Origin of the sequence: Sphingopyxis sp., from assembly GCF_016793825.1 — a bacterium.
Classification (GTDB): Bacteria; Pseudomonadota; Alphaproteobacteria; order Sphingomonadales; family Sphingomonadaceae; genus Sphingopyxis.
Map to the genome: position 1 here is coordinate 1 of NZ_JAEULM010000023.1, position 25,022 is coordinate 25,022.

21 protein-coding genes are annotated in these 25,022 nt (G+C 65.2%); 13 read left to right on the top strand and 8 right to left on the bottom strand.

Features of this window, described 5'->3' with window-relative positions:
- Positions 1 to 121: 121 nt before the first annotated feature.
- Positions 122 to 1,666, top strand: coding sequence for a TonB-dependent receptor (locus tag JNM03_RS07230; RefSeq protein ID WP_294035685.1), 1,545 nt, complete (start codon positions 122 to 124; stop codon positions 1,664 to 1,666).
- A gap of 141 nt (positions 1,667 to 1,807) precedes the next feature.
- Positions 1,808 to 2,746, top strand: coding sequence for a helix-turn-helix domain-containing protein (locus tag JNM03_RS07235; RefSeq protein ID WP_294035686.1), 939 nt, complete (start codon positions 1,808 to 1,810; stop codon positions 2,744 to 2,746).
- Here the strand turns inward: JNM03_RS07235 and JNM03_RS07240 are convergent, their stop codons facing one another.
- Positions 2,747 to 3,985 (bottom strand): MFS transporter, encoded by a 1,239-nt coding sequence (locus tag JNM03_RS07240; protein WP_294035688.1) that lies wholly within the window; start codon positions 3,983 to 3,985, stop codon positions 2,747 to 2,749.
- Positions 3,986 to 4,190: 205 nt separating this feature from the next.
- On the opposite strand from JNM03_RS07240, the gene JNM03_RS07245 reads away from it, so the two are divergent.
- The 5 genes from JNM03_RS07245 to JNM03_RS07265 all read left to right on the top strand — a co-directional run bounded on the left by JNM03_RS07245 (position 4,191) and on the right by JNM03_RS07265 (position 8,496).
- Positions 4,191 to 4,538: a hypothetical protein gene (locus tag JNM03_RS07245; protein ID WP_294035690.1), complete on the top strand. Its 348-nt coding sequence runs from the start codon at positions 4,191 to 4,193 to the stop codon at positions 4,536 to 4,538.
- Between the two features lie 70 nt (positions 4,539 to 4,608).
- The gene (locus tag JNM03_RS07250) at positions 4,609 to 4,908 is read left to right on the top strand and encodes a hypothetical protein (RefSeq protein ID WP_294035692.1); all 300 of its coding nucleotides are present in this window, start codon (positions 4,609 to 4,611) and stop codon (positions 4,906 to 4,908) included.
- Between the two features lie 200 nt (positions 4,909 to 5,108).
- Positions 5,109 to 6,566, top strand: coding sequence for an IMP dehydrogenase (gene guaB / locus JNM03_RS07255; RefSeq protein ID WP_294035694.1), 1,458 nt, complete (start codon positions 5,109 to 5,111; stop codon positions 6,564 to 6,566).
- 182 nt (positions 6,567 to 6,748) lie between these two features.
- Entirely contained in the window at positions 6,749 to 7,939 is a 1,191-nt protein-coding gene (locus JNM03_RS07260; RefSeq protein WP_294035696.1) for an RsmB/NOP family class I SAM-dependent RNA methyltransferase, read from the top strand.
- Positions 7,940 to 7,950: 11 nt separating this feature from the next.
- On the top strand, positions 7,951 to 8,496 hold the full coding sequence (locus JNM03_RS07265) for a tetratricopeptide repeat protein (RefSeq protein ID WP_294035698.1): 546 nt from the start codon (positions 7,951 to 7,953) through the stop codon (positions 8,494 to 8,496).
- 30 nt (positions 8,497 to 8,526) lie between these two features.
- Here the strand turns inward: JNM03_RS07265 and rsmA are convergent, their stop codons facing one another.
- The 4 genes from rsmA to JNM03_RS07285 form a co-directional block, all read right to left on the bottom strand.
- Positions 8,527 to 9,336: a 16S rRNA (adenine(1518)-N(6)/adenine(1519)-N(6))-dimethyltransferase RsmA gene (gene rsmA, locus JNM03_RS07270; protein ID WP_294035935.1), complete on the bottom strand. Its 810-nt coding sequence runs from the start codon at positions 9,334 to 9,336 to the stop codon at positions 8,527 to 8,529.
- A gap of 34 nt (positions 9,337 to 9,370) precedes the next feature.
- A complete protein-coding gene (pdxA, locus tag JNM03_RS07275; protein ID WP_294035700.1) occupies positions 9,371 to 10,390 on the bottom strand; it encodes a 4-hydroxythreonine-4-phosphate dehydrogenase PdxA in 1,020 nt (339 codons plus the stop codon).
- Positions 10,390 to 11,730, bottom strand: coding sequence for a peptidylprolyl isomerase (locus JNM03_RS07280; RefSeq protein WP_294035701.1), 1,341 nt, complete (start codon positions 11,728 to 11,730; stop codon positions 10,390 to 10,392). Before JNM03_RS07280 ends, pdxA begins: the two co-directional genes overlap by 1 nt.
- Before the next feature lie 187 nt (positions 11,731 to 11,917).
- A complete protein-coding gene (locus JNM03_RS07285) occupies positions 11,918 to 14,227 on the bottom strand; it encodes an LPS assembly protein LptD (protein WP_294035703.1) in 2,310 nt (769 codons plus the stop codon).
- 301 nt (positions 14,228 to 14,528) lie between these two features.
- Here JNM03_RS07285 and JNM03_RS07290 point away from each other — a divergent pair, with 301 nt between their 5' ends.
- From JNM03_RS07290 to ndk, 3 genes are all read left to right on the top strand, one after another.
- Positions 14,529 to 15,971, top strand: coding sequence for a leucyl aminopeptidase (locus JNM03_RS07290; RefSeq protein WP_294035705.1), 1,443 nt, complete (start codon positions 14,529 to 14,531; stop codon positions 15,969 to 15,971).
- Between the two features lie 14 nt (positions 15,972 to 15,985).
- Positions 15,986 to 16,435 carry a DNA polymerase III subunit chi gene (locus tag JNM03_RS07295; protein WP_294035707.1) on the top strand — a complete coding sequence of 150 codons (450 nt, stop codon included), beginning with the start codon at positions 15,986 to 15,988 and terminating at the stop codon, positions 16,433 to 16,435.
- Positions 16,436 to 16,550: 115 nt separating this feature from the next.
- Positions 16,551 to 16,973, top strand: a complete 423-nt coding sequence (gene ndk / locus JNM03_RS07300; protein WP_294035708.1) for a nucleoside-diphosphate kinase — start codon at positions 16,551 to 16,553, stop codon at positions 16,971 to 16,973.
- Between the two features lie 58 nt (positions 16,974 to 17,031).
- Here ndk and cls read toward each other — a convergent pair whose 3' ends face one another.
- The 3 genes from cls to purM form a co-directional block, all read right to left on the bottom strand.
- Positions 17,032 to 18,477 (bottom strand): cardiolipin synthase, encoded by a 1,446-nt coding sequence (gene cls, locus JNM03_RS07305; protein ID WP_294035710.1) that lies wholly within the window; start codon positions 18,475 to 18,477, stop codon positions 17,032 to 17,034.
- 50 nt (positions 18,478 to 18,527) lie between these two features.
- Positions 18,528 to 19,475, bottom strand: coding sequence for a phosphoribosylglycinamide formyltransferase (gene purN, locus JNM03_RS07310; protein WP_294035712.1), 948 nt, complete (start codon positions 19,473 to 19,475; stop codon positions 18,528 to 18,530).
- A gap of 144 nt (positions 19,476 to 19,619) precedes the next feature.
- Positions 19,620 to 20,726: a phosphoribosylformylglycinamidine cyclo-ligase gene (purM, locus tag JNM03_RS07315; protein ID WP_294035714.1), complete on the bottom strand. Its 1,107-nt coding sequence runs from the start codon at positions 20,724 to 20,726 to the stop codon at positions 19,620 to 19,622.
- Positions 20,727 to 20,964: 238 nt separating this feature from the next.
- Here purM and JNM03_RS07320 point away from each other — a divergent pair, with 238 nt between their 5' ends.
- The 3 genes from JNM03_RS07320 to JNM03_RS07330 are packed head-to-tail and all read left to right on the top strand — an operon-like array spanning position 20,965 to position 25,021.
- The gene (locus JNM03_RS07320) at positions 20,965 to 22,209 is read left to right on the top strand and encodes a heavy-metal-associated domain-containing protein (RefSeq protein WP_294035716.1); all 1,245 of its coding nucleotides are present in this window, start codon (positions 20,965 to 20,967) and stop codon (positions 22,207 to 22,209) included.
- Positions 22,209 to 22,862, top strand: a complete 654-nt coding sequence (locus JNM03_RS07325; RefSeq protein WP_294035717.1) for a chromosomal replication initiator DnaA — start codon at positions 22,209 to 22,211, stop codon at positions 22,860 to 22,862. The genes JNM03_RS07320 and JNM03_RS07325 overlap by 1 nt, the downstream gene beginning before the upstream one ends.
- Positions 22,853 to 25,021, top strand: coding sequence for an RNA degradosome polyphosphate kinase (locus JNM03_RS07330; protein ID WP_294035719.1), 2,169 nt, complete (start codon positions 22,853 to 22,855; stop codon positions 25,019 to 25,021). The genes JNM03_RS07325 and JNM03_RS07330 overlap by 10 nt, the downstream gene beginning before the upstream one ends.
- Position 25,022: the final 1 nt, after the last annotated feature.

Consider the following 25,022-nt stretch of genomic DNA (forward strand, 5'->3'; position numbering starts at 1 on the left):
ACCACTGTCTCCACGATCAACATCCCGTTCTCGCCAACTGATCAAAACCAGTCGGCCGACTAAATCCCCGGGATGAAGGGGTCCTTTTTGCACGCCGATCACCCCACGAAGGGGGTGCCTATTGCACGCTGATCCTCAGCCGCGCGACGTGTTCGGTGCGGTGGGCAATTACAACACCGTGTTCCAGGGACCGTTCTTCGTCGATACGACCCCGGACTATGTGCGCGCCGACAACGGTTACCAGAGCCGCAACAAGGTGCTCGGTGCGACGCTCAACATGGACCTCGAACTCGGCGACCACACGCTGACTTCGATCTCGTCGCTGCTCGACTACAAGACGCGGGAGATCGTCGACGTCGATTTCTCGGGCATCAGTTTCCTCGACGGCACGAACCTGCGGGAAGATTATCGGCAATATTCGCAGGAACTCCGCCTGGCCTCGCCGGGCGGCGAAGCGTTCAATTATATTGCGGGCGTCTACTACCAGAACGCAAAGCTCGATGTGCAGGACTTCACCCTGTTCAACGCGACGTTCCTGGCGCTGGGTGCGCCTTTCAATGCGCTCGGCGATACGCGCAACGACCGCGATTACAGCCAGACGTCGGACCTCATCTCCGCGTTCGCGCAGGGCGAGCTGTCGGTGACCGACCAGTTCCGCATTACCGCTGGCGCGCGTTTCAACCACGAAAAGAAGACCGGCAGCCGCACGCTCGCGATCGTCCAGGGACCGCTCAACACCTTCAACCCGCTGGTGGTCGCCGCGACCTTCCGCGCGCTCAATATCGAAGCGCACAGCATTTCGGGCAAATTGAGCGAAGACAGCTTCAACCCGATGGTCAACCTCCAGTTCGATGCGACCGACGATTTGATGCTATACGCATCCTATGCGAAGGGCACGAAGGCGGGCGGCTTCGATATCCGTTCGAACTCGCTGCCGACATCGACCACCGTCGCCAAGCCCGGCGCGTTCATGTTCGCCGACGAAAGCGCCGACAATTTCGAGGGCGGGCTCAAGTACAAGGGCCGCAATCTCGCGTTCAACCTGTCGGTCTATCGCACCAAATATCATGATCTTCAGGTCAACATCTTCGACGGCACGCTGAACTTCAACGTCCGCAATGCGGCCGGCGCGAAGACGCAGGGGGTCGAGGCGGACTTTCGCGCCGCGATCGCGAACGGGCTGACGATCAGCGGTGCCATCGCCTATCTCGATTTCAAGTTCACCAACTTCACCAACGGCCAATGCTATTATCTGCAGACGCCGGGCGCGGGCGGTTTCTGCGACTACACCGGCAAGCGCAACGCGCTGTCGCCGAAATGGTCGGGCAACCTGAACCTCGATTATGTGACGCCGATCAGCAGCAGCATGAAGGTCGCGTTCAACGTCAACGCCGATTTCTCGTCGGCCTACATCGCCTCGGCGAACCTCGATCCCAGAACCCGTCAGGACGGCTATGCCAAGCTCGGCGCGCGGCTGGCGCTCGCCCAGATCGACAACCAGTGGGAGGTCGCGCTCATCGGCCGCAACCTGACCAATCAGCGTATCCTTCAGACGGCAAGCTCGATGCCGCTGGCGACCACGATCACGCGCAACGCGGGCAACGCCTACAACGGGATCGTCGATCGGCCGCGCACGATCGCGGTGCAATTGACCGGACGCTTCTGACGAAGGGTCGTCGACCGGGCTCTCCCGGTGCGGAGGAGGGGGCAGGGCACGCTCCCTCTTCCGCCCAGCCTTGTCCGCCCGCGACCCTTGGTCTAGGGCGCTGACCCTGGAGGCGGGCGATAAGCGGAGGATGGTTCCCGGTTGAAACATGAGCGTACCATCAGGGCCTGTTCGATCTGGCGCGCGCTTGACGTCGTCGGCGACGTGCCGGTGCTGCTCCTCATGGAACAGGCGTTCCTTGGCATACACAGCTTCGACGAATTCGTCGCCCGGACTGGTCTGGCGCGCTCGGTCGTCAATGGCCGGCTCAAGAAATTGGTCGACGAGGATTGCCTGGCGAAGCGCCCCCGAAAGGCGGGGCGCGGTTTCCATTATGTGCTCACCCAAAAGGGGCGGGACCAGTTTCCCAATGCGCTGATGATGCTGCGCTGGCAGCATAAATGGGAGGCGGCGAGCCGCGATTTCCAGGTCCGGCTGCATCACGCGAGCTGCGGCTCGGCGACCGAACCGGTGCCGGCGTGCGAACATTGCCGCAAGGAAATCGACCCGCGCGACGTCTCGTGGCGCGAGGGGCCGGGGCTCGTGCAGGTGACGCCAGCCTATGAACGCCGCCGCTTTTGCGGCGAGGTCGGCGCGCGGCGACCGGGCGGACGCCCGCTCGTCGACACGATGATCGAACTGTTCGGCGACCGCTGGGCGACGCTGGTCGTCCGCGCGATGTTCACGCGCATCAACCGCTTCGACGATATCCAGCGGGATACGTTGATGGCGACCAATATCCTGACCGGCCGCCTGGAACGGCTGGTGCGACAGGGTATTTTGAAGACCGTGCCCTATTCGGCGCACGCGGACCGTGTCGAGTACCGGCTGACCCAGAAGGGGCGCGATCTGTATCCGGTGCTGCTCGCGCTGCTCCAGTGGGGCGATCGGTGGTTCTCCGACGAGCGCGGGCCGCCGGTGCTGTTGACCCACGACCCATGCGGTCACGACCTTCACATGGTCGTCGCCTGCAGCCATTGTGGTGACGAATTGCAGCTTTCGAACAGTCGCTTCACCATCGAAGAGGATGGCGCGGCCTGATCAGTTCGCGATCCGGCCTTCGTCGCGCCCGGGCATGGGCGCGAGCATGGGCAGAAGGACGGCGGAAATCGCCAGCCACAGCGCCGATGCCAGCACCGCGGCGGACAATGTCCACAGGTCGGCGATCAGCCCGAACAGCCAGGCGCCCAGCGCCATCGCGCCAAAGGTGACGGCCTGATAGATCGCCATGCAGCGACCAAGGATCGCCTCGGGCGACCGCAACTGCATCGCGACATTGAGCGTCGTCAGCGTCGACACCCACGCCAGTCCCGCGACAAAGGCGGAGCCGAGGATCGCCGGCAGGCTTTGCGTCATCGCCACCGGAATCATCGCGGCGGCATAGATCAGCGATGAAATGCTGACGATCCGGTCGCTGCCCCAGCGCCGGCGAATATCGCCGACGAACAGCGCGGCGACGATCGATCCGGTCCCAAAGGCGGCAAGACACAGGCCATAGATCGTTTCGGTGCCATGCAGGCGGTCGCGAACCAGCGAAGGGAGCAGCGCCTGCAGCGCGATCGCCGCGGTACCGAAGATCGACCCGCGGATCAGCACGCGGCGCACCGGGTCGGACTGATAGCAGAAGCGCAGTCCCGTCGCGATCGCGGCGAACATCGGCGTCCGCTTTGGCGGCGCGACCTCGGGGTGCCAGCGCAGCAGAACGACGATCAGCGCGAGATAGGATATGGCGTTGAGCGCAAAGGCTGGCGCAGGTCCCGTGACCGAAATCAGCAGCCCGCCGAGCGCGGGGCCGGCGCTGCGGGCAAGGTTGAAGGCGATGCTGTTGAGCGCGATCGCTTGCGGCAGGTCTCTTGGCCCGACCTGCATGCGTACCGACGCCTGCCATGCCGGCCCGTTGAGCGCGGTGCCGCAGCCGACGGCGAGCGTGAAGAACAGCAGCAGGAGCGGCGTGATGGCGCCCATCCACGTCGTCACTGTCAGCGCTGCCGAGACCAGCAGCATCGCCGTCTGGGCCGCCAGCATCACGCGCCGCCGGTCGAAATTATCGGCGATCGCGCCCGCGAACACGCCAAGCAGCAGGATCGGGATCGTCGCGCCCACCTGGACCAGCGCGATGAGCAGGTGCGAGCGCGTCAGTTCGGTCATCAACCACGCGGCGCCGACCGACTGGATCATCGATCCCATGTTCGACGCAAGGTTCGCGATCCAGATCGCGCGAAAGGCGGGATAGCGGAAGGGAGCGAGGGTCGAGGGGGGAGGGGGTGTGTCGGGGCTCACGCTATCGCGACTAGCCGGACATTCGGGGTGCGGCAAGCGCAGGCAATGGGCCCGCCGGAAAGGATGGCTAGTCGGCTCCCGTAACGATCGTCGGGGTGCCTGTCCACGCCCGCATGGCAAATGAGTCAGTTCCCCGTAAGGTTGTAATCGCTACAAGGCCCCGATGATGTCGATCCTATCCCTCGGCCGCAGCCGCGTGGGCGCCTTGTTCGCCTGGCTTGCGATCCTGTCGCTGGGGGCACTCGGCGTCGCGCATGATGCGCGCGCGTTCGATGGGGTGGACAAGGTATCCGCGGTGCGCACGCTCGTCGAGGCGCCAGCGCATGTCGGCCGCGCCGCTGCCGTCAAGCTGACATCCTGGCATCGCGCTGACGACGACGACCGGCGAACCGGCTCCGGACCCGATCCGCTCATGCTCGGGCCCGTCGTTTTTGTGCTTGTGGAGCGCGCGACCGGCGCGCCCGCTTTTGCCGCAAAGCCGCTGGCGCAAGCGGCCGGTTGGCACGGCGCCCCTTACGCGGCGCGTGCGCCGCCACGTCTTTCCATCCGCTGATCGACGACGCCTTCGGGCGAACGGATGAACATGTCCTCCTTCGCGGGGGACGCAAATGATGGAATTGCAAATGACTGAATCCACCAAGGGCGGGGCCACGGCCTCGGCCCAGGCTATCCGCGCGGAAGACATCTTTCGCCGCTATCCCGATATCGATGCCGCCGAAGTGAAGGAGGCGGTAACCTTCCTCAAGAAAGGGCGGCATCTCGACATCGGGCTCGTCACCGGCACGACCGACATCAAGGACAAGGTCGAGGCGTTCCGGCAGGAGCATGCCCGCGCGCTGGGTCTCGGCTGGGTCGAGGTGACGGTCTTTACGCTGTTCTTCGTCGTGATGCTCGCGGCGCTGATCTGGCTGCTCGCCAAATAGGGCGCGCCGACGGGATTGCGGCGGCGTTTTGGCCGGCCGCAATCCCGTCTTTTTCCGGGCGCATGGGGTGGCCGAAATAATCATCCTCCCCCCACTGGCGCGTTTCCGCTCGACTGGTTACATGGGCCGCCACCAAACGAGTCGCGCGTGTCGCTCCGAAAATGCGGGGCAGACGCCGCCCGCATGAGAAAGTGGCACCCATGGAAATCATCACCGGCCTGACCTTCGACGACGTACTGCTGGTGCCCGGCGCGTCGGACATCCTGCCGTCGGACGCCAATCTTTCGACGCAACTCACCAGCGAGATCACGCTCAACATCCCGATCCTGTCGTCGGCGATGGACACGGTGACCGAGGCCGACATGGCGATACTGATGGCGCAGATCGGCGGGATCGGCGTTCTTCACCGCAACATGACGGTCGAGGAACAGGCCGCCGCGGTACGGCAGGTCAAGCGCTTCGAAAGCGGGATGATCGTCAACCCGATCACCATCACCCCCGACGCGCCGCTGTCCTATGCCACCGCGCTGATGGCGCAGCACAGGATTTCGGGCATTCCGGTCGTCGAACCCGGCGGCAAGCTCGTCGGCATCCTGACTCACCGCGACGTCCGTTTCGCCGACAATCCGGGACAGCCGGTGCGCGAACTCATGACGGCCGAAAACCTCGCAACCGTTCGCCCCGGCGTCGGTCAGGACGAGGCGCGCAAGCTGCTGCACCAGCGCCGCATCGAAAAGCTGCTCGTCGTCGACGAAGATTATCGCTGCATCGGACTGATCACGGTCAAGGACATGGAAAAGGCCGTGAATTTCCCCGACGCGACCAAGGATGGCAGCGGCCGCCTGCGCGTCGCCGCAGCGACCAACACGGGCGATTCGGGAATCGAACGGGTCGAGGCGCTGCTGGACGCCGAATGCGATCTGATTGTCGTCGATACCGCGCACGGACACAGCAAGGGCGTGGGCGCGACCGTCGAACGCATCAAGAAGATGTCGAACCGCGTTCAGGTTCTCGCTGGCAATGTTGCCACTGGTGACGCGACAAAGGCCTTGGTCGATTGCGGCGCCGACGGCGTGAAGGTCGGCATCGGCCCGGGCTCGATCTGCACCACGCGCGTCGTTGCCGGCGTCGGCGTGCCGCAGCTCACAGCGATTCTCGACAGCGTCGAGGCGGCGGAAAAGCTGGGCGTTCCGGTTATCGCCGACGGCGGCCTGCGGACCTCGGGCGATATTGCGAAGGCGCTGGCGGCTGGCGCGTCCAGCGTGATGGTCGGCTCGCTCCTCGCCGGGACGGCCGAGGCGCCGGGCGAAACCTTCCTGTTCCAGGGCCGTACGTACAAGAGCTATCGCGGCATGGGCAGCGTCGGCGCGATGGCGCGCGGATCGGCCGATCGCTACTTCCAGCAGGATATCAAGGATCAGATGAAGCTGGTGCCCGAGGGTATCGAGGGTCAGGTGCCGTTCAAGGGCGCCGCGAAGGACGTGATCCACCAACTCGTCGGCGGCGTGAAAGCGGCGATGGGCTATACGGGCAGCCGCACGCTCAAGGATCTGCGCGCGCGGGCCAAGTTCGTCCGCATCACCAATGCCGGCCTGCGGGAAAGCCACGTCCACGACGTCGCGATAACGCGCGAGGCGCCGAATTATCCGGTGGGATGATTCGTGACTCAACGACACATCCATCCCCTCCCGCAGGCGGGAGGGGCAGCGAGACTTGGCAGCTTGCTGCCTAGTCGCAGCGGGGTGGGTTGGCTGGGCGCCTCATGGCCCACCCCGTTGCGACTAGCGAGCAAGCTCGCAAGTCTCGCTGCCCCTCCCGTTTACGGGAGGGGAGGGGGCTCATGACTCCCGCTGCTCGCCTCCAGACTGCGATCGAGATCCTCGATGCCATCGCCGCCTCGGCGCGCGATGGCGGGGCGCCCGCCGACGCGATCTTCGCCGAGGCGATGCGTGCGCGTCGCTATGCGGGGTCGAAGGATCGCCGTGCGATCCGCGGTCATGTTTATGACGCCATCCGTCGCGTGCGGTCGGCGCCCGCATCGGGCCGTGCCGCGATGCTCGCGCTGGTCGACGCCGAACCCATGCTTGCCGACCTGTTCGACGGTTCGTCCTATGGTCCCGCCCCGATCGTGCCCGACGAACCGCGCGGCGAAACCGGGCTTGCGGCGGAGGCGCTCATCGATCTCTTCGACCCGCTGATCGGGTCGGGCGAGGGGGACGCCATGCTCGCCCGCGCGCCGCTCGACCTGCGTGTCAACCGGATCAAGGCCGGGGCGGACGATCTCGCCGGGCTTTTTCCCGAGGGTGCCGCCATTCGCGGTGCTCCCGGCGGCTGGCGCTTGCCGCCCGAAACTGCGGCGGCGCAGCATGCCGCCTATGCCGACGGTCTGTTCGAGGTGCAGGATGCGGCAAGCCAATATGCCTCCGCCGCGCTCGACGCCCGACCGGGGCAGGCCATCGTCGATCTTTGCGCCGGCGGCGGTGGCAAGACGCTCGCCATTGCGTCGCTGACCGATAACGACGCCGATATCCTGGCCTGCGACGCCAACCGCGCGCGGCTACAGCAGCTTGCGCCGCGCGCCGAACGCGCGGGCGCGACGCGCATCGAGACGCGGTTGCTCAACCCCGCGCAGGAACCCGCGATGCTGGCCGACTGGCAGGGGAAGGCGGATCGCGTCATTGTCGATGCCCCTTGTTCGGGCAGTGGCACCTGGCGGCGCAGCCCCGAACTGCGCTGGCGCCTGACGCCCGCGCGGCTCGATCGCCATCGCGCGGATCAGGCGAAACTTGTCGATATCGGCGCCGATCTTGTGGCGCCCGGTGGCAAACTCCTCTATGCTGTCTGCTCGATCATCGCGCGCGAGGGGCGGGCTCAGGTGGATGAATTTCTGACGCGGCATCCCGGCTGGACAGCCGATCGAAGCTTCCTGCCCGACGGCATCGGACGCGCTGCGGGCAGCGGTTTTCTGCTGACTCCGGCCCACGACGGGTGCGACGGATTTTTTCTCGCACGGCTGACAGCGCCATGTTAGCATCGCCCCGAATGAAGAAATGGGAGAATGCGATGCGCGTCAGTTTCCTGGCTTTGGGGGCCGGCCTCGTCCTTGCCAGCATGCCCGTGGCCTCCGATGCGCAACGCGCCGACAGCGACGTCCTCCCTAGCTCGATCGCGCTGCAGAAGCAGGGTGAGAGCGCCCAGACCGCAGGCGACCTTGGCGCCGCTGTCGATTTCTATGAATCGGCGCTGGCCGCCGACCCGCGCAATCGTTCGGCGATCATCGCGATGGCGCAAGTCGCGCGGGCACAGGGTTTGCCGGGCAAGGCGATCGGCCTCTATCGCGAGGCGCTGCTGCTCGAACCCAATGACATCGTCGCGCTGACCGGGCAGGGTGAAGCGCTGGCCGACCGGGGTGCGATCGAGCTGGCGCGCGAAAAGCTCGCCGATGCGAAGCGTGCGTGCAAGACCAGTTGCCCACAGATCGCCGCGCTCGAAAAGACGATCGCGAACAGCGATGCAAAGCGCGTCGTCGCCGCTGAAGCCATCGCGCCGAAGCCGGTGGCAACGGTCGGTACCAGCAACCAGAACTGACTGCCCGGCATGGGCGTGGCGATAGCCGGCTCAGCTTAGAATTCGGGCCAGCGCCACCCATTCGGCGACACTGACCGTCTCGGCCCGCCGCGTCGGATCGATATCCAGCGCCTCAAGCGCTTCGACCGCGCCGTCGAGACCCTTCAGGCTTTGCCGCAACATCTTGCGTCGTTGACCGAACCCCTTTTCGGTGAGCTTCGACAGGGTGCGCGGATTGACGCCCTCGGGTTCGGTTGCGGGCGTGACATGGACGATCGCCGACATCACTTTGGGCGGCGGGGTGAAGGCCGATCGATGGACCTTCATCGCGATCCGCGCGTTTGATCGCCACTGCGCGAGGACGGCCAGCCGTCCGTAAGCGTTGCTTCCCACCGGCGCGACAATCCGCTCCGCCACCTCAAGCTGGAACATCAGTGTCAGCGATCGCCAAAGCGGCGGCCAGCGGGCGGGTTCAAGCCAGCGCGTGAACAGTGCCGTTCCCACATTATAGGGCAGGTTGGCGACGATATGATAAGGACCGCCGGCCAGCGCATCGGTGTCGATCGCCATCGCATCATCGGGGATCACGGTCAGCCGCCCGTCGAACGCTTCGCCCAGGTCCGCAAGCAACGGCAGGCAGCGATCGTCCCGCTCGACCGCGATCACCCTTGCACCCGCACGCAGCAACGCGCGCGTAAGCCCTCCGGGCCCCGGTCCGACCTCGAACACCGTCTGATCGTCCAGGTCACCCGGCAGCGCCGCGATCCGGTCGAGCAGTTGCTCGTCGAACAGGAAGTTCTGGCCCAGCGCCTTGCTCGCCGACAGACCGTGCGTACGCACCGTATCGCGCAGGGGCGGCAGCGGAAGCTTCGGCTGGATCGGCACTCCGGCCCCGTTACTGCGCCGGAGCGCAGGCGCTGTCGCGCGCTGCGGCCATGCGCGCGGCCATCGCGATCGCCGCGATCGTCGGTCCAGCGTCGGCCTTGCCCATGCCCGCGATATCGAACGCCGTACCATGGTCGGGGGACGTGCGGATGATCGGCAGCCCCAGCGTCAGATTGACGCCGTCGTGGAAGTGCAGGGCCTTGAAAGGGGCCAGCGCCTGATCGTGATAGCAGCAAAGGATCGCGTCATACTGACTGCGGATCCCCGGCGCGAACAGCGCGTCGGCGGCGAGCGGGCCGTCGACCTCAATGCCTTCCTCGGCGAGCTGCGCCACGGCGGGAGCGATGATGCGGATTTCCTCGTCGCCAAGCTGGCCGCTTTCGCCGGCGTGCGGATTGAGACCCGCGATCGCGATGCGCGGCTCGGCGATGCCGAAATCGCGCGACAGACCGCGCGCGACCATCCGCGCCTTCGCCACGATCAGGTCGGGCGTAAGCCGCTCGGCCACTTCGGCAAGCGGGATGTGAACGGTCAGCGGTACGACACGCAGCGACGGGCCCGCGAGCATCATCACCGCGTTGGTCGCGGTAATGCCGCAGCGTTCGGCGATGAATTCGGTCTGGCCGGGGTGCGTATAGCCGATGCCGTGCAGCGCGTGCTTCGACACGGGGCCGGTTACAAGCGCGGCGCTGGCTCCGGTGCGCGTCAGGCCGATTCCCGTTTCGAGCGCGTGAAGCGCACAGGTCGCGCCGGCCGGGGTCGGCGCTCCCGGCGTAAGCGGTCCGCTGTCCTCTAGGTGCCAGACGGGAAGCGCGGTGTCGAAGGCGCGCGCGGCTTCGCCCATGTCGCCGATACGCGCCACGGGGCCGTCCCAGACGGCCTCGACGGCGGCGATATCGCCGATCGCGACAAAGGGGGGAAGGTCATGGTCGCGGCGCGCCGCCCAGGCGCGCGCTGCGACTTCGGGGCCGACGCCCGCCGGGTCACCCATGGTGACCGCGATCGGGCATCGCTGGTCGTCGGTCGACATCAGCTATATTCGATCACGGCATCCCGGCGCAGGTCGCGCAGATAACGCTGAGCGCGCTTGTTGACCTTTTCTTCCAGCAGCCGCTGTTCGATCTGCTGGAGGTCGGGGGCGGTTGCCGTCTGCGGCATGTCGCGGCCGCACAGCACGAGCACGCTGATTCCGTCGTTCGCGGCGCCGAACGGTTGCGTGACCTGTCCGACCTGCATCGTCGCAAGCGTCGCCTGCAGGGGACCGGGGAGTGCGCGCATCTCGATATTGTCGCGCGACACGACATGCGCGCCCAGCCGCGCTGCGACTTCTTCGGTGCCGCCGCAGCCGGCGATGCTGCGCGTCGCTTCGGCGAACTGGCCTGCCAGCTCCGATGCCCGCGCCTCGGTGGTACCGGCGGGGAAATCGAGCGAAACCTGCTTCAGGCTGAGGATCGCGTCGCGCGGGTCCGCGGTCAGCACCTGGCGCCGGTCGATCATCAGCATGATCGACACCCCGCCGGGCACCTCGATCGGGCCGACAAGCTGGCCGGGCTGCATCTGGCCTGCCGCATCGGCCATCGACGCGGGGAGCTGCGCCGATTTGACCCAGCCCAGGTCGCCGCCGACGACGGCGGTCGACGCTTCGGAGAATTGGCGAGCGTAAGCGGCAAAGCTGCCGCCGGCCTGCAAGGCCTGGATGATCTTGCGGGCATTCTCGACGATCTCGGCCTGATTTTCAGGCGTTGCCGACAGATAGATTTCGCCGATGTGGAACTCGTCCTGGCCCTTCGCCTCGTTCATCTGCTTGACGATCGCCTCGACCTCCTCGGTCGATACGTTGGTCGTCGACTGGATGTTCCGCGACAGCAGCCGGTCCCAGGCATATTCGCCGCGAATCTGCTGCTTCACCGCCGCGGCGGACGAATTCTTGGACGCCAGATATTCGGTGAACTGCTCGGGCGTCTGTTTGAAGCGTGCGGCAAGCCGGGCGAACTGATCGTTGATGACATTTTCGTCGATCTCGATCTTTGCGGCCTTCGCTTCCTGAATCTGAAGCTTTTCGTCGATCAGGTTGCTGAACACCTGTGTCCGCAGCCGCTGCGCCTCGTCGGCCGGCAGCTCGATATTGTTGTTCGCGATCCGGATCAGCGCGAGGCGCTGTTCGATGTCGGTCGCGGTGACGATCTCGCCGTTCACGGTCGCCGACGGGCGATAGACGTTCGGCTTGGCATCGCCATAAAGCTGGACGTTGCCCGGAATGTTGAGGCTCGTCGTCGGCACTTCATTGTCGGAGACGGTCTGCGCGACTACTGGTGTCACACCCACGGCCGCTGCGGCCATCAGCCCGATCATGGTCGAAATTTTCGTCATTTTCACCCTATTCGAGAGGTTCCGGCCCGCTCCGTATCAGCGGACGTGCCCGATGGTCCAGCGCAAACGCGCAGTGGCATGTCATAACTGGCTTTCGATCTAGAGGCGGAACGCTGAACGGGGGCTGAGCGGAGGCTATGCGAGACGGACCGTCGGACACGCCTTCGCGCCCCTTCGTTCGGCGCAATCAGAAGCCAAGGTTGCGGAATGCGATCCGGAACGAGAAGCTGTTGCCGCGCTTCGCATCGCCGGTATCGATATAGTCGCGGCGCCAGGTCAGCGCGATCGACAGGCATTCGTCGTCATAGGCGACGCCCAGGCGATGCCGAATCGGGTCGAACCCGTCGGCGACGCTCAGCGGGTCGTCGTTCTTGCTGGTGAGGTCGATGATCGCGGACCCGAAGATCGACCAGTTCTTGGCAAAACCGACGCGGCCGCCGACGCGCGCCTCTTCGCGATCCTGCAAATCCTCGCCGAGCAACAGGATATCGCGGTTGAGCCGCGAATAGCCCAGCACGGCATAGGTCGAACGGCTGCCGATCGTGGCGTCGAATTCGTTACGACGGATCGCCAGATTATCCTTGTCGAGCCGGAAGCGGTGGGTCAGCCGCAGGAAATCCTTGTACGCCACCGTCGTGCGTCCGACGATGTCGGATGTCCGGTCGGTCAGGCCCGTGCCGTCGGGGAACAGGCTGGGCTTGTTAGACAGGCGATAGCTTTGCCCGATGACCGAACTGACGTTGAACCCCGGGCGGCTGTAATTCCATTCGAGGCCATAGGTGATGCGCGCGCCGTCCTCGAACCGGTCATAGCCCGAAAAGCGGTTGATCGCGAACAGGTTGCTGTCCTCAAGATCGAAGGCGCGCGAATCCTCGTTCGGAATGTCGAGATTCTTGAGCGGCGGCGTCGCGACGATCTGCACCCGCGGGGTCAGGGTCTGGGTGCCGCCCGCGAATTCGCCGATGAAGGGCCAGCGCATATCGGCCGCCATCGCCGCGATGCCGCGACCTTCCCATCCCGATTTGCCGCGATAGCCGGGAATGGCGGTCAGCAGATTTCCGTCGCTGTGATAGATGTCGCCGCGAACCAGCGCGGTCAACGTGACCTCCTGGCCCATGCCGGTCAGTCCGCGCAGATTCCATTGCGCTCCGGCAAAGGCGCGCTGGGTGTCTTGTCCGGCGGTGCGGCCGATGGCGAGCGTGTTCAATTGCAACTCGACCTGCCCGCCGAGCAGGGGATCGGCGAATCGCTGGCGATAATCGATGATCGGCAGGGCGATCGGCTGCTGGCCCTGCCGGTCGCCGGCGCGCAGGGTCTGCGTCGCCCATCCCGCGATCGAGAGATAGCTTTGGCCGCCGATCCGTTCGAGTTCGAACGTCGAACGCAGCCGGTCGTCGCGGCTGATGTCGTATCGCCGCATGAACGTGCGGTCGGTCGCGATGCGACCCGAATAATTCAGGCTCCAGCGCGGACTGAACTGAAACCGGCCCGCGCTTTCCAGATAACCGCGAAACTCGTTCTCGCCGTTTACGGCCGGTCCGGTGGCGTTCAGCGGCACGACCGAGCTGTAGGTCGCATAACCGTTGATCCGGAACGACCCGATGTCGGTCAGGGCGCGAAATTCGCCTTCCAGCATCGGGGCCGCGCTGGTGTAGATGTGCGGCGTGACGGTGAGGTCGCGATCGGAGGCGAGCCGCAGATAATAAGGCACCGCGATTTCGAAACCGTTTGAACGGTCGAGGCGGATCTCCGGAACCAGAAGTCCGCTGCCGGCTTCCTGATTGGCCGGATGACTGAGCCCCGGCAACGGGATCAGTGGCAGTCCGAACATCTCGATCCGGGCGCCCTTGTACCGCACCTTGTTCTTGCCGCGGTCATAGATCACCCGGACGGCGCGAACCTGCCAGCTCGGCTTCTTGGGGCAGCCGCTGTCGTCCGCGACGGGGCAGGGGGTATAGGCTGCGTTCTCCAGCTCGATATTGCCGTTGTCGAAGCGGGTGCCCTTCACGGCGGCGAGGCGTGCGCCATTGTCGAGTACGACCAGCAGGTTTTCGACCACTCCGTCGCGCAGCGTATCGGTCAGGACGATGCGATCGCCATAGGCTGTGTCGCCCTCGGGATTCTTGATCGCGACATCGCCCTCGGCAACGACCTCGCCGGTCTTGCGGTTCCAGGTGACCTTGTCCGCGCGCATGTCGACGGTGTCGCGATTCATCGCGACATTGCCCTCGGCGACCACGATGTCGGTGTCGCTATCGTAATTGATATTGTCGGCGGCAAAGCCGATCTGATCCGCGGCCTTCGATGCCGGGGCATCGGTGGCGGCGGTGGACAGATCGCGATTCTGCAGATCGGGCTGGCTTTGCGGCGCCTCGACGCGCGGCGCCTCGGCTGCCTGCTGCGCGCCCGCAGGGCACGCCATCAGCACGACGCCGCTCGCGGTCACGAACCAGAAAGGTCGTGCGCGCAACGACCGATGGAACAAATCCCAGTTCATCCAGGGTCAGAACCTACCAATTACTCGATCGAGGCACCGAAGCGTCGAAGCCATTGCCGCGTCCCTGCGGGATTTGTCGGATTTTGTCCATGGCTCCATCGGCGAGCCGTGGAATATAATCATGCACCTGCGTTTCGCTCCCTGGCGCTGGCCGCAACCGTCCCGTCGCCCGGTCGGCGGGCGGACTGGACCCGACTCCGGGGGCCACTCGGGCGGGTCGGTCGCTTCATTTGCAACTCGCAGGCGAAACTCCTATCGGTCCCGCACGTTCCCATCAATCTCCGCATAGGAAAGTCATCGCATGCTTATCCAGTTTGTCGCGCAAATCGATGCGTCTGCCGACGTCGTCGCGTTCCCGGTCCGCAAGGGCGAGGCGGGGGCGCTCGGCGCGCTGCTCGGCGCGGCGGCGAAGCAGGCGCGGTTCGAGGGCGCAGCGGGCGCGATCGCCGAAACCGCTGCGATCGACGGCGAACAGGCCCGGCGCCTGCTGCTCGTCGGAATCGGCGAAGGGAGTGTGCACGATCTCGAGCGCGCGGGCGCCGCGCTTGTCGCGCGGCTGCAGACCAGCGTCGAGACGCTGCATGTCGATTTCGCCAGCGCCGGCTCGATCGACGAAGACGATGTTCTGGCTTTCGCGATGGGCGCGCGGTTGCGCAACTGGCGCCTCGACACCTATCGCACTCGCCTCGCCGACACCGCGAAGCCGAGCCTCAGGACGATCGTCGTCGCATCGCGGGCGGGCGACCTGTCTGCCCGCTGGGGCAGCTATTCCGCGGTGGCCGACGGTGTTGCACTGACCCAGACGCTCGTCGCAGAGCCGCCGAACATCCTCTATCCGGAAACTTTCGTCGATCGCTGCCAGCATCTCACCGATCTCGGCGTCGAAATCGAGGTGCTGGACGAGCGCCAGATGAAAGCGCTCGGCATGGGCGCGCTGCTTGGAGTCGCGCAAGGCTCGACACGCCCGCCGCGCCTCCTCGCGATGCGCTGGAACGGCGGCAATCCCGGCGACGCGCCGGTCGTGTTCGTCGGCAAGGGCGTCACTTTCGACACTGGCGGCATCAGCCTGAAGCCCGGACCGGGCATGGACATGATGAAATGGGACATGGGCGGCGCGGGCGCTGTCGCGGGCGCGATCAAGGCGCTTGCCGGTCGCAAGGCAAAGGCGAATGTCGTCGGCGTCGTCGGCCTCGTCGAAAACATGCCCGACGGCAACGCGATGCGCCCCGGTGATATCGTCACGACGATGTCGGGTCAGACGGTGGAAGTCCTCAACACCGATGCCGAAGGCCGCCTTGTTCTGTGCGATGCGATCTGCTGGGCGCAAAAGGCCTATGACCCGAAAGTCATCGTCGATCTCGCGACGCTGACCGGGGCGATGGTCATCTCGCTCGGCCACGAATATGCCGGCATCTTCGCCAATGACGACACGCTGGCCACCCGCCTGATCGCCGCCGGAGATACCAGCAACAACAAGCTGTGGCGCTTTCCGCTGTCGGCTGCGTACGACAAGCTGATCGACAGCGCGATCGCCGACATGAAGAATATCGGCCCACGCGAAGGCGGATCGATCACCGCGGCGCAGTTCCTGAAACGCTTCGTCGACGATGGCGTCGCCTGGGCGCATCTCGATATCGCGGGGATGGCGTGGGCCGACAAGGACGGCGCGGTCTATGGCAAGGGCGCGACCGGCTATGGCGTCCGCCTGCTCGACCGCTACATTGCAGAGAACCACGAAGGCTGAGTGGCGCGGAGCGGATGGCGCGCGTCGACTTCTACCGACTGACCCGCGATCCGGTCGAGCGGGTGCTTCCGGCCATCGCGACGCGCATTGTCGGCAACGGCGACCGCCTGCTGGTGGTCGCCGCCTCGGCAATGCAGCGACAGGCGATCGACGAAGCGCTCTGGACGCTCCAGCCCGCGGGCTTTCTGCCGCACGGTCATGCGGGGTCGCCCGACGAGGCGGTCGAACCCATCCTCCTTTCGGGCACGCTCGATGCCTCGCCGCCGAACGGCGCGACGCATATCGCGCTCGCCGACGGTGAATGGCGTGAGGACGCGCTGGGCTTCGACCGGACGTTCCTTCTGTTCGACAACAGCCGCATCGACGATGCCCGCGCGACCTGGCGCGCGCTCGCGGCGCGTGAGGATGTCGACAATCGCTTCTGGAAACAGGACGATCGCGGTCGCTGGTCGGAAGGCCCCTGACGTTCCGTCGGCGATCGACATGGCGACAGGCGGCTCTCGCTCTTTCCTTGCAGCGCAGCAAAAGCACCGCTAGAGGCGCGCGCACCATATAACACAGCAACGCAGGAGCTTTCCCATGGCGGTTACCCGCACCTTTTCGATCATCAAGCCGGACGCGACGCGCCGCAACATCACCGGTGCCGTCACCAAGATGCTGGAAGAGGCTGGCCTTCGCGTCGTCGCCTCCAAGCGCATCCACATGACCCGTGATCAGGCCGAGGGCTTTTACGCGGTCCACAAGGAACGCCCCTTCTTCGGCGAACTCGTCGATTTCATGATCAGCGGCCCCGTGGTCGTCCAGGTCCTGGAAGGCGAAAATGCGATGCAGGCGAACCGCGACATCATGGGCGCGACCAACCCGGCGAACGCGGAGCCCGGCACGATCCGCAAGGAACTGGCCGAAAGCATCGAGGCGAACACCGTCCATGGTTCGGACAGCGAAGAAAATGCCGCGATCGAAATCGCCTATTTCTTCAAACCCGAAGAAATCGTCGGCTAAGCCCGCCGGCACAATCGATCTGAAAAGGCCGCCGGAGCGATCCGGCGGCCTTTTTTGTTCAGAGCAGGGGGCTTAGCGTCGCGACGAGGTTTTGCCACAATCGCTGTACGACCCCAAAGGCCGCGACGTCGGTGGCGGTGACCGGATCGGATTCGGCCAGATAGCTGTCCTGCCGGGCGCGGATTTCCCGCGCGAACGCCTTGTCGCGCAGCAGGATATTATTCTCGAAATTGAGCTCGAAGCTGCGCCGGTCGAGGTTCGCCGATCCGATCAGCGCGACCTCGCCGTCGACGACCATCGTCTTGGCGTGGAGAAGGCCGGGGCGATATTCATGAAGCTTGACGCCCGCATCGACAAGATCGGCATAATAGCTCCGGCTCGCCCCCGCGACGACGCGGCTGTCGTTGCGTTTCGGCAGGATCATCACCGTATCGACCCCGCGCCTCGCGCAATCGAGCAGGGCGAAGAGCAATTGTTCGTCGGGCACGAAATAGGGCGTCGTGACGACCAGTTCGCGCCGCGCCGAATGGATCAGCGAGGTGAAGCACGCGGTCATCGCCGCATAGCGTGCGTTCGGGCCGGTCGCGATGATCTGCGCCGGGATTCCCGGATCGGCTATCGGCGCGGGCTCCGCGTCGTCCTGCAAGAGGTCGGTGATATCGTCGCCATGCTCGCTTTCCCAGTCGGCGGCGAAGACGAATTGACAGTCGCGCGCCACCGGCCCTTCCCAGCGCGACAGGATGTCGACCCACGGCGCATATTTGGATTTCACGCGAAATTCGGGGTCGGCGAGGTTCTGGCTGCCGCACCAGGCGATGCGATTGTCGACGATCAGTTGTTTCCGGTGGTTGCGAAGGTCGAAGCGCCCGCGGATCAGAGTCCAGACCAGCCCGCCGATCGGCAGCGCGATCCGGGCGTCGACCCCGGCATTCTGCAGCTCGATCCAGTAGGCCGACCGGATGAACCCCCGCGACCCCAGCGCATCGGCAAGCACGCGTACCTTCACCCCGCGCCGTGCGGCCCGGATCAGCGCATCCTTGATACGAAAGCCGTTATTGTCGGCCAGCCAGATGTAGAAGCAGAGGTGGACGGTCGATCGGGCGTTATCGATGTCCTCCACCATCTCGCGGATCGCGGCATTGCTGTCCGCCGCCAGCCGCGCGCGGTTCCCCGCGGTCGGCGGCAGGGCGTTGACCGTCTCCGCCAGCGCAAAGGGCGCCGCCCACGCGCTTCGTGCCAGCCCGCGCCGGACCCCGGCGTTTTCGTGCGGATGCGGCAAATGCGCCTCGATTGCCGCATAGCGGGCGCGCCGCCTGGCGCTGATCCGCGCTTCGCCAAGCAGCAGATAGGCGATGATGCCGACGACCGGCACCGCGATCGTGGCGATCAGCCAGGCGAGCCGCGACGCAGGTTCGCGCTGCGGCCGCAGAATGATGCGCCCGATGATGACGACAAAGACGCCGAGGTAGGCGGCCGACAGAAGCAGGGCGAAATCGAACTCCATCGCCCCAGTTGACCCCGCTTCGCCGCAAAATGCCAGCGGCTTTTCGTGGCTTAGAACTCTTCGGCCGCGCCCATCAGGCCGGCCAGCTTGCGCGGCGCGATCGCCAGCCAGCTCTTGCGGAGCCATTCGCCGATCGCGTCCCAGTCGGTGTCGCCAAGGTCGAGGCGGATGCCGACCCATCCGTCGCCGAAATAGGCGGGGCGGTAATATCGGTCCGCGTCGTGCTCGATCAGCATCGCCTGTTCCTCGGCCCCGCTGATCTTCACGAGCAGCGCGGTCTTGCCGTCGCCATGGTGGTCGTGGGTGAAATAGGCGAATTTCTTGCCCTTGACGATCCCGAAGCACGGCATGCCGTGCGATGTGACCTCGTCGGCTTCGGGCAGCGCCATCGCAAGGTCGCGGACGCGGCCCAGCAGATAGTCGGGGCTGCGGTCGCGCGACACAAAGGCGGCGAGCGTGGTGGGGTAAAGCTGGTGCTCGGCAAAGCGTACGCGCTCGGCCAGCGTTTCGGCAGTGTCGCCGGGCAGGATCGTCACCGGCGTTTGCGCAAGGACCGGACCATCGTCGAGCGCCGGAGTGACCACATGGACGCTGCATCCCCCCTGTGCGTCGCCCGCGTCGATGGCCTGCTGGTGGGTGTTCAGCCCCTTGTACCGGGGGAGCAGGCTTGGATGGATGTTCAGCATCCGTCCCGCCCATCGCGCGACGAAATCGTCGCTCAGGATACGCATATATCCGGCCAGCGCGACATAGTCGGCGCCGGCGGCGCGCAACTGTTCGTCGACCAGCGCGTCGAAGGCGTCGCGGTTCATGCCCTTGTGCGACAGGCTCCAGGTCGCAATGCCTTCGGCCCTTGCGATCGCAAGCCCCGGCGCATCGGGATTGTTGCTGCCGACCAGAACCAGTTCATAGGGGCAGTCGGCGGCCTTCGCGGCATAGAGCAGCGCCGCCATATTGGTGCCGGCGCCGGAGATCAGGACGGCGACCCTGGCCTTCATTTCGATCCTCCCTGTCGCGAAGCGACGGGGTGGGGGGCCGCCGCGAAGCGGTGGTGGAGGGGCGAAAGCGCCGTACCATCGGCCCCTCCGTCAGCCTTTCCGGGGCTGCCACCTCCCCATTGCTGCGCAACAGGGAGGATCGGATCATGCATTATGCGTCGCACTCCACGCCGCCATCGCGCTCCACGTCTCGGAACCGCCGCTGACGGTGCAGCCCTTCGCGCCCTCGGCGATATGGCCGATCCGGTACACCGTCTCGCCCGCGGCTTCCAGCGCGGCCGTGACGTCCGCGACATCGGCTTCGGCGACGACGACCGCCATGCCGATCCCGCAGTTGAAGGTGCGCGCCATTTCCTCGGGTTCGATATTTCCCTGCGCCTGCAGGAACGCCATCAACCGCGGCTGTGCCCATGCGTCGGCATCGACATGGGCGTGCAGCGTGCTGGGCAGGATGCGCGGGATGTTTTCGAGCAGCCCGCCGCCGGTGATATGCGCAAGCGCGTGAATGCGGCCGGTCTTCACCAGCGGCAACAGGCTCTTCACATAGATGCGGGTCGGCGCCATCAGCGCGTCGATCAGCAGGACATTCTGGTCGAACAGGGCGGGGCGATCGAGCTTCCAGCCCTTGTCGGCCGCGAGTCGCCGCACCAGCGAAAAGCCGTTGGAATGAACGCCCGAAGAGGCGAGGCCAAGGATCACATCGCCCGCCGCGACCTTGTCGGCGGTCAGCACCTGCTCGCGCTCGACCGCGCCGACGCAAAAGCCGGCGAGGTCATAATCGCCGTCCGAATACATGCCGGGCATTTCGGCGGTTTCGCCGCCGATCAGCGCGCATCCGGCCTGTTTGCAACCCTCGGCGATGCTGGCAACGACATCGGTCGCGACCTGATTGTCGAGTTTTCCGGTCGCATAATAATCGAGGAAGAACAAAGGCTCGGCCCCCTGAACGATCAGGTCGTTCGCGCACATGGCGACCAGGTCGATTCCGACGCCGTCATGTCTGCCCGAATCGATCGCGAGCTTCAGCTTGGTTCCGACCCCGTCGTTTGCGGCGACCAGCAACGGATCGTTGAACCCTGCCGCCTTCAGGTCGAAAAAGCCGCCGAATCCGCCAAGGTCGGCATCGGCGCCCGGACGTCGCGTCGCTCGGGCGAGCGGGGCGATGGCACGGACCAGCGCATTGCCGGTCTCGATCGAGACGCCGGCCCCGGCATAAGTGTAGGAGGCGGGTTGGTTATGCTTGGAATCCATGGCCAGCGCGCCTAACGGTTCCGGCCGACAAATGCCATGATTTCCTTGTCGGTGACCTTGTCTTTCGCGTAGGGCATGGTGGTGACGTCATCCCGGCGGCGGCCGCGATCTCGCGGCTGTGTCGGATCGCGGCGACGAGATTCGGGCCTTCGCCGGAATGACGAAAAGAGCGATGGTTGCATTTTTGGTGGGAACAAGACGCAAGAACCTTATGACTGCCGCCGCTTTTCCCCATTTTATGTCCAGCGGTTCCCTTCGCTCGCTGGCACCCCGCGATTGGCGCTGGGCCGCACTCTTTGGGCTGTTCTTCGCAATTCTCCTCGCGGGGATCGTCGAGGGGCAGATCAGTCGCGGCGACCGCGGCATCACGCCGATCAACAGCAGCGGCGATTTTCTTGCCAGCGGGATCCTCGTCGACGTCACGGGCGACAATGCCGAGGATGCCCGCGAAAAGGGCTGGCGCGAGGCGCAGCGCAAGGGCTGGACCCAGCTTTACCGCAAATTGAACGGCTCCGACGGTCCTGCACTCACCGATTCGGTGCTCGACGGGATCGTGACGGCGATCGTCGTCGAACAGGAACAGATTGGTCCGCGCCGTTACGTCGCGCGCCTCGGCGTCCAGTTCGATCGCGTCCGCGCCGGCCAGATTCTCGGCGTCAGCGGCCGCACGCTGCGCTCGCCCCCGCTGCTCGTCATTCCCGTCTATTCGATCGATGGCATCCAGCAGGTGTTCGAACAGCGCAGCGCCTGGCAGCGTGCCTGGGCCGAATATAATACGGGGCAGAGTGCGATCGACTATGTTCGCACCGCGGGCACCGGCGCCGATACCCTGCTGCTCAACGCGGGCCAGACGGGCCGTCGCGGCCGCGTCTGGTGGCGCGTGATCCTCGATCAATATGGCGCCGCCGACGTCCTGACCCCGATTGCGCGGATCGAGTACAGCTATCCCGGCGGGCCGATCAAAGGCTATTTCGCGGCGCGCTTCGGTCCCGACAACAAGCTGATCGGCACGTTCACCATGACGGGACCCAGCGCCGCGGCGCTGCCCGACATGATGGAAAAGGCGGTCGCGCGAATGGACAGCCTCTATACCGCCGCGCTGGCCGAAGGCGTGCTGCGCACCGATGCCTATCTCGTCCTCGAAAAGCCGGTCGAAAAAACGGACCTTCCTGAAGAAGCGGCGGGCGACGAGGATGCGCTGCCCAGCGAAAGCGATAGCAGCGTGCCGGCGGTGCCGGCGGTCGGCGTCCAGAGCTTCACCGTCCAGTACGCTTCGCCCGACGTCGATTCGGTATCGGCGACCGAACGGGCCGTAGCCGGCGCCGCGGGGGTCCAGTCGGCGTCGACGACCAGCCTTGCGCTTGGCGGAACTTCGGTCATGCGCGTGTCGTTCCGCGGCGATCTGGCGGCGCTCAAGGCCGCGCTCGCGGCGCGCGGGTTCAAGGTTCAGGAAGGCGGCGGCCAGCTCAGGATCAGCCGCTGATGGTGGTCTCCGGACAGATTGCGCTGCCGCTCGACTGGAGCGCGGGAGGCACGAACGACGCGCCATTGATCGTCGGGGCGAGCAACGCCGATGCCGTGCGCTACCTCCGCCATGTCTCGACCTGGCCCGTCCGCACCGCCGTGTTGACCGGACCGCGCGGATCGGGACGGAGCCTGATGGGGCGCCTGTTCGCGCGTGAAACCGGCGGGCGCGTCATCGATGGCCACAACAGCGTGTCCGAAGAAGAGATATTTCACGCCTGGAACGCGGCGCAGGCGTCGAACACGCCGCTGCTGATCATCGCGGACGCGCCGCCGCATGAATGGAATATCGGACTTCCCGACCTTGCCTCGCGGTTGCGGGCCGTGCCGGTCCTGACGATCGGCGAACCCGACGACTGCCTCGCACGCGACCTGATCGACGCGCTTTTCGCGCAGCGTGGCATGGCGATAGCGCCCGAGATTCCGTCCTATATCGTTCCGCGCATGGAACGCAGCTATGCGATGATCCACCGCGTCGTCGCGGCCCTCGATGCCGCATCGCTGGAAAAAGCGCGGCGCGTTAGCATTCGTCTTACTCGTGAAACATTACTGTCACAGGGGCTGATCGATCCCGATCTCCTCGAAAGGCAGGATACGAGCACATGTCGATAGCCGGTGGCCCCTTACGCGCGGACAACGACGCCGAAACGGCGGTTCCTTCTTTCGGCCCGGAACGTTTCTTCAATCGCGAACTTTCCTGGCTCGCCTTCAACCGACGGGTGATGGAGGAGGCGCGCAATCCGGCGCATCCTTTGCTCGAACGCCTTCGCTTCCTGTCGATTTCGGGCAGCAATCTCGACGAATTCTTCATGGTCCGGGTCGCCGGCCTCAAGGGACAACAGCTTCAGGGGATCGACGATCCGTCGGCCGACGGCCGGTCGCCGGGGCAACAGCTGGCGGAGATCGAGGCCGAGGTGAACCGCCTCGTCGATCAACAGCAAAGCGAATGGCACCTGCTTCACCGCCTGCTCGCGGAACAGGGGATCATCGTCCACGGCACGGGCTCCGACGTCGAAAAGCTGCGACTCGCGTTGCGGCAATTCTTCCTCGACCAGATTTTTCCGATCCTGACGCCGCAGGTCCTTGATCCCGCGCATCCGTTTCCGTTCATTCCCAATCGCGGCCTCGGTGTGATTTTCGACCTTCAGCGCAAGGCGACGGGCGACACCGTCCGCGAACTCGTCATGATCCCCGCGTCGCTGCCGCGCTTCGTTCCCGTACCCGGCGAGCCGAGCAGCTTCGTACCGATCGAATATCTGATCGAGGTTTTTGGCGATCTGATCTTTCCCGGCTTCGCCATCCGGTCGCTGGGCGTGTTCCGTATCATCCGCGACAGCGACATCGAGATCGAGGAAGAGGCCGAGGATCTCGTGCGCCTGTTCCGCACCGCGATCCGCCGGCGTCGGCGCGGCCGTGTGATCCTGATGGAGCTCGAGGCCGACATGCCGGCGGAAATCGCCGCGGTGCTCAATGCCGACATTCAGGGCCATGAAGCGATCGTTGCGAAGATCGGGGGCTTTATCGGCCTTGCGGCGCTGTCGGCGCTTGTCGACGTTGATCGCCCGGATCTCAAGTTTCCGGCCTATTCGCCCCGTTTTCCCGAGCGTATCCGCGAACATGGCGGCGATTGTTTCGCGGCGATCCGCAGCAAGGACATTCTCGTCCACCATCCGTATGAAAGCTTCGAAGTCGTTCTTGCCTTCCTGCGGCAGGCGGCGGCCGATCCCGATGTCGTGGCGATCAAGCAGACGCTCTACCGCGCCGGCGATCAGTCGCCCGTCATTCGCGCGCTGATCGAGGCGGCCGAAGCGGGAAAGTCGGTGACGGCGGTGGTCGAGCTCAAGGCGCGCTTCGACGAAGAACAGAATCTGTTGTGGGCGAACCAGCTCGAACGTGCGGGCGTGCAGGTCGTCTATGGCTTCATCGAGTGGAAGACCCACGCCAAGATATCGATGGTCGTGCGCCGCGAAGGGCAGGGCTATCGCACCTACTGCCATTTTGGTACCGGCAACTATCATCCGGTGACGGCCCGGATCTATACCGATCTCAGCTTCTTTACCGCCGATCCGCGCGCGGGGCGCGACGCGGCACAGCTCTTCAACTACATCACCGGCTATGTCGAACCCGAACGGCTGGAACTCGTCACCATGTCGCCGCTCAACATGCGTCAGCATCTGAGCGAACTGATCGATACCGAGATCGCCGCGTCGAAAGCCGGGCTGCCGTCGGGCATCTGGGCCAAGATGAACAGCCTCGTCGATCCCGACATCATCGACAAGCTTTACGAAGCGAGCGCGGCGGGCGTGCCGATCGAACTCATCGTTCGCGGTATCTGCTGCCTGCGCCCCGGCGTGCCGGGATTGTCGGAGACGATCCATGTGAAATCGGTCGTCGGACGTTTCCTCGAACATAGCCGCGTCTGGGCCTTCGCCAACGGCGCCGGCCTGCCGCATCAGCGCGCCAAACTCTATATATCCAGCGCCGACTGGATGCCGCGCAACTTCGACCGCCGCGTCGAATATATGATCCCGATCGAGAATCCGACCGTCCACGACCAGATCCTCGACCAGGTTCTCGTCGCGAACCTCATCGACAATGAACAGAGCTGGGTGCTGAAGTCCGACGGGACCTACAAGCGGCTCATACCGGACGATAAGCCATTTAATTTACATCATTATTTTATGACGAACCCGTCGTTGTCGGGCCGCGGCACGGCATTGCACAAACGCCACGACGTCCCGACGCTCGACGTGCATATGCGCGAAGATTGAA

Bases quoted from the DNA above. Each gene is read 5' to 3' on its own strand.
- JNM03_RS07250 (WP_294035692.1), top strand. From the start codon at position 4,609: ATGACTGAATCCACCAAGGGCGGGGCCACGGCCTCGGCCCAGGCTATC.
- guaB (WP_294035694.1), top strand. From the start codon at position 5,109: ATGGAAATCATCACCGGCCTGACCTTCGACGACGTACTGCTGGTGCCC.
- JNM03_RS07260 (WP_294035696.1), top strand. From the start codon at position 6,749: ATGACTCCCGCTGCTCGCCTCCAGACTGCGATCGAGATCCTCGATGCC.
- JNM03_RS07265 (WP_294035698.1), top strand. From the start codon at position 7,951: ATGAAGAAATGGGAGAATGCGATGCGCGTCAGTTTCCTGGCTTTGGGG.
- pdxA (WP_294035700.1), bottom strand. From the start codon at position 10,390: ATGTCGACCGACGACCAGCGATGCCCGATCGCGGTCACCATGGGTGAC.
- JNM03_RS07280 (WP_294035701.1), bottom strand. From the start codon at position 11,730: ATGACGAAAATTTCGACCATGATCGGGCTGATGGCCGCAGCGGCCGTG.
- JNM03_RS07285 (WP_294035703.1), bottom strand. From the start codon at position 14,227: ATGAACTGGGATTTGTTCCATCGGTCGTTGCGCGCACGACCTTTCTGG.
- JNM03_RS07290 (WP_294035705.1), top strand. From the start codon at position 14,529: ATGCTTATCCAGTTTGTCGCGCAAATCGATGCGTCTGCCGACGTCGTC.
- JNM03_RS07295 (WP_294035707.1), top strand. From the start codon at position 15,986: ATGGCGCGCGTCGACTTCTACCGACTGACCCGCGATCCGGTCGAGCGG.
- ndk (WP_294035708.1), top strand. From the start codon at position 16,551: ATGGCGGTTACCCGCACCTTTTCGATCATCAAGCCGGACGCGACGCGC.
- cls (WP_294035710.1), bottom strand. From the start codon at position 18,477: ATGGAGTTCGATTTCGCCCTGCTTCTGTCGGCCGCCTACCTCGGCGTC.
- purN (WP_294035712.1), bottom strand. From the start codon at position 19,475: ATGAAGGCCAGGGTCGCCGTCCTGATCTCCGGCGCCGGCACCAATATG.
- purM (WP_294035714.1), bottom strand. From the start codon at position 20,726: ATGGATTCCAAGCATAACCAACCCGCCTCCTACACTTATGCCGGGGCC.
- JNM03_RS07320 (WP_294035716.1), top strand. From the start codon at position 20,965: ATGTCCAGCGGTTCCCTTCGCTCGCTGGCACCCCGCGATTGGCGCTGG.
- JNM03_RS07325 (WP_294035717.1), top strand. From the start codon at position 22,209: ATGGTGGTCTCCGGACAGATTGCGCTGCCGCTCGACTGGAGCGCGGGA.
- JNM03_RS07330 (WP_294035719.1), top strand. From the start codon at position 22,853: ATGTCGATAGCCGGTGGCCCCTTACGCGCGGACAACGACGCCGAAACG.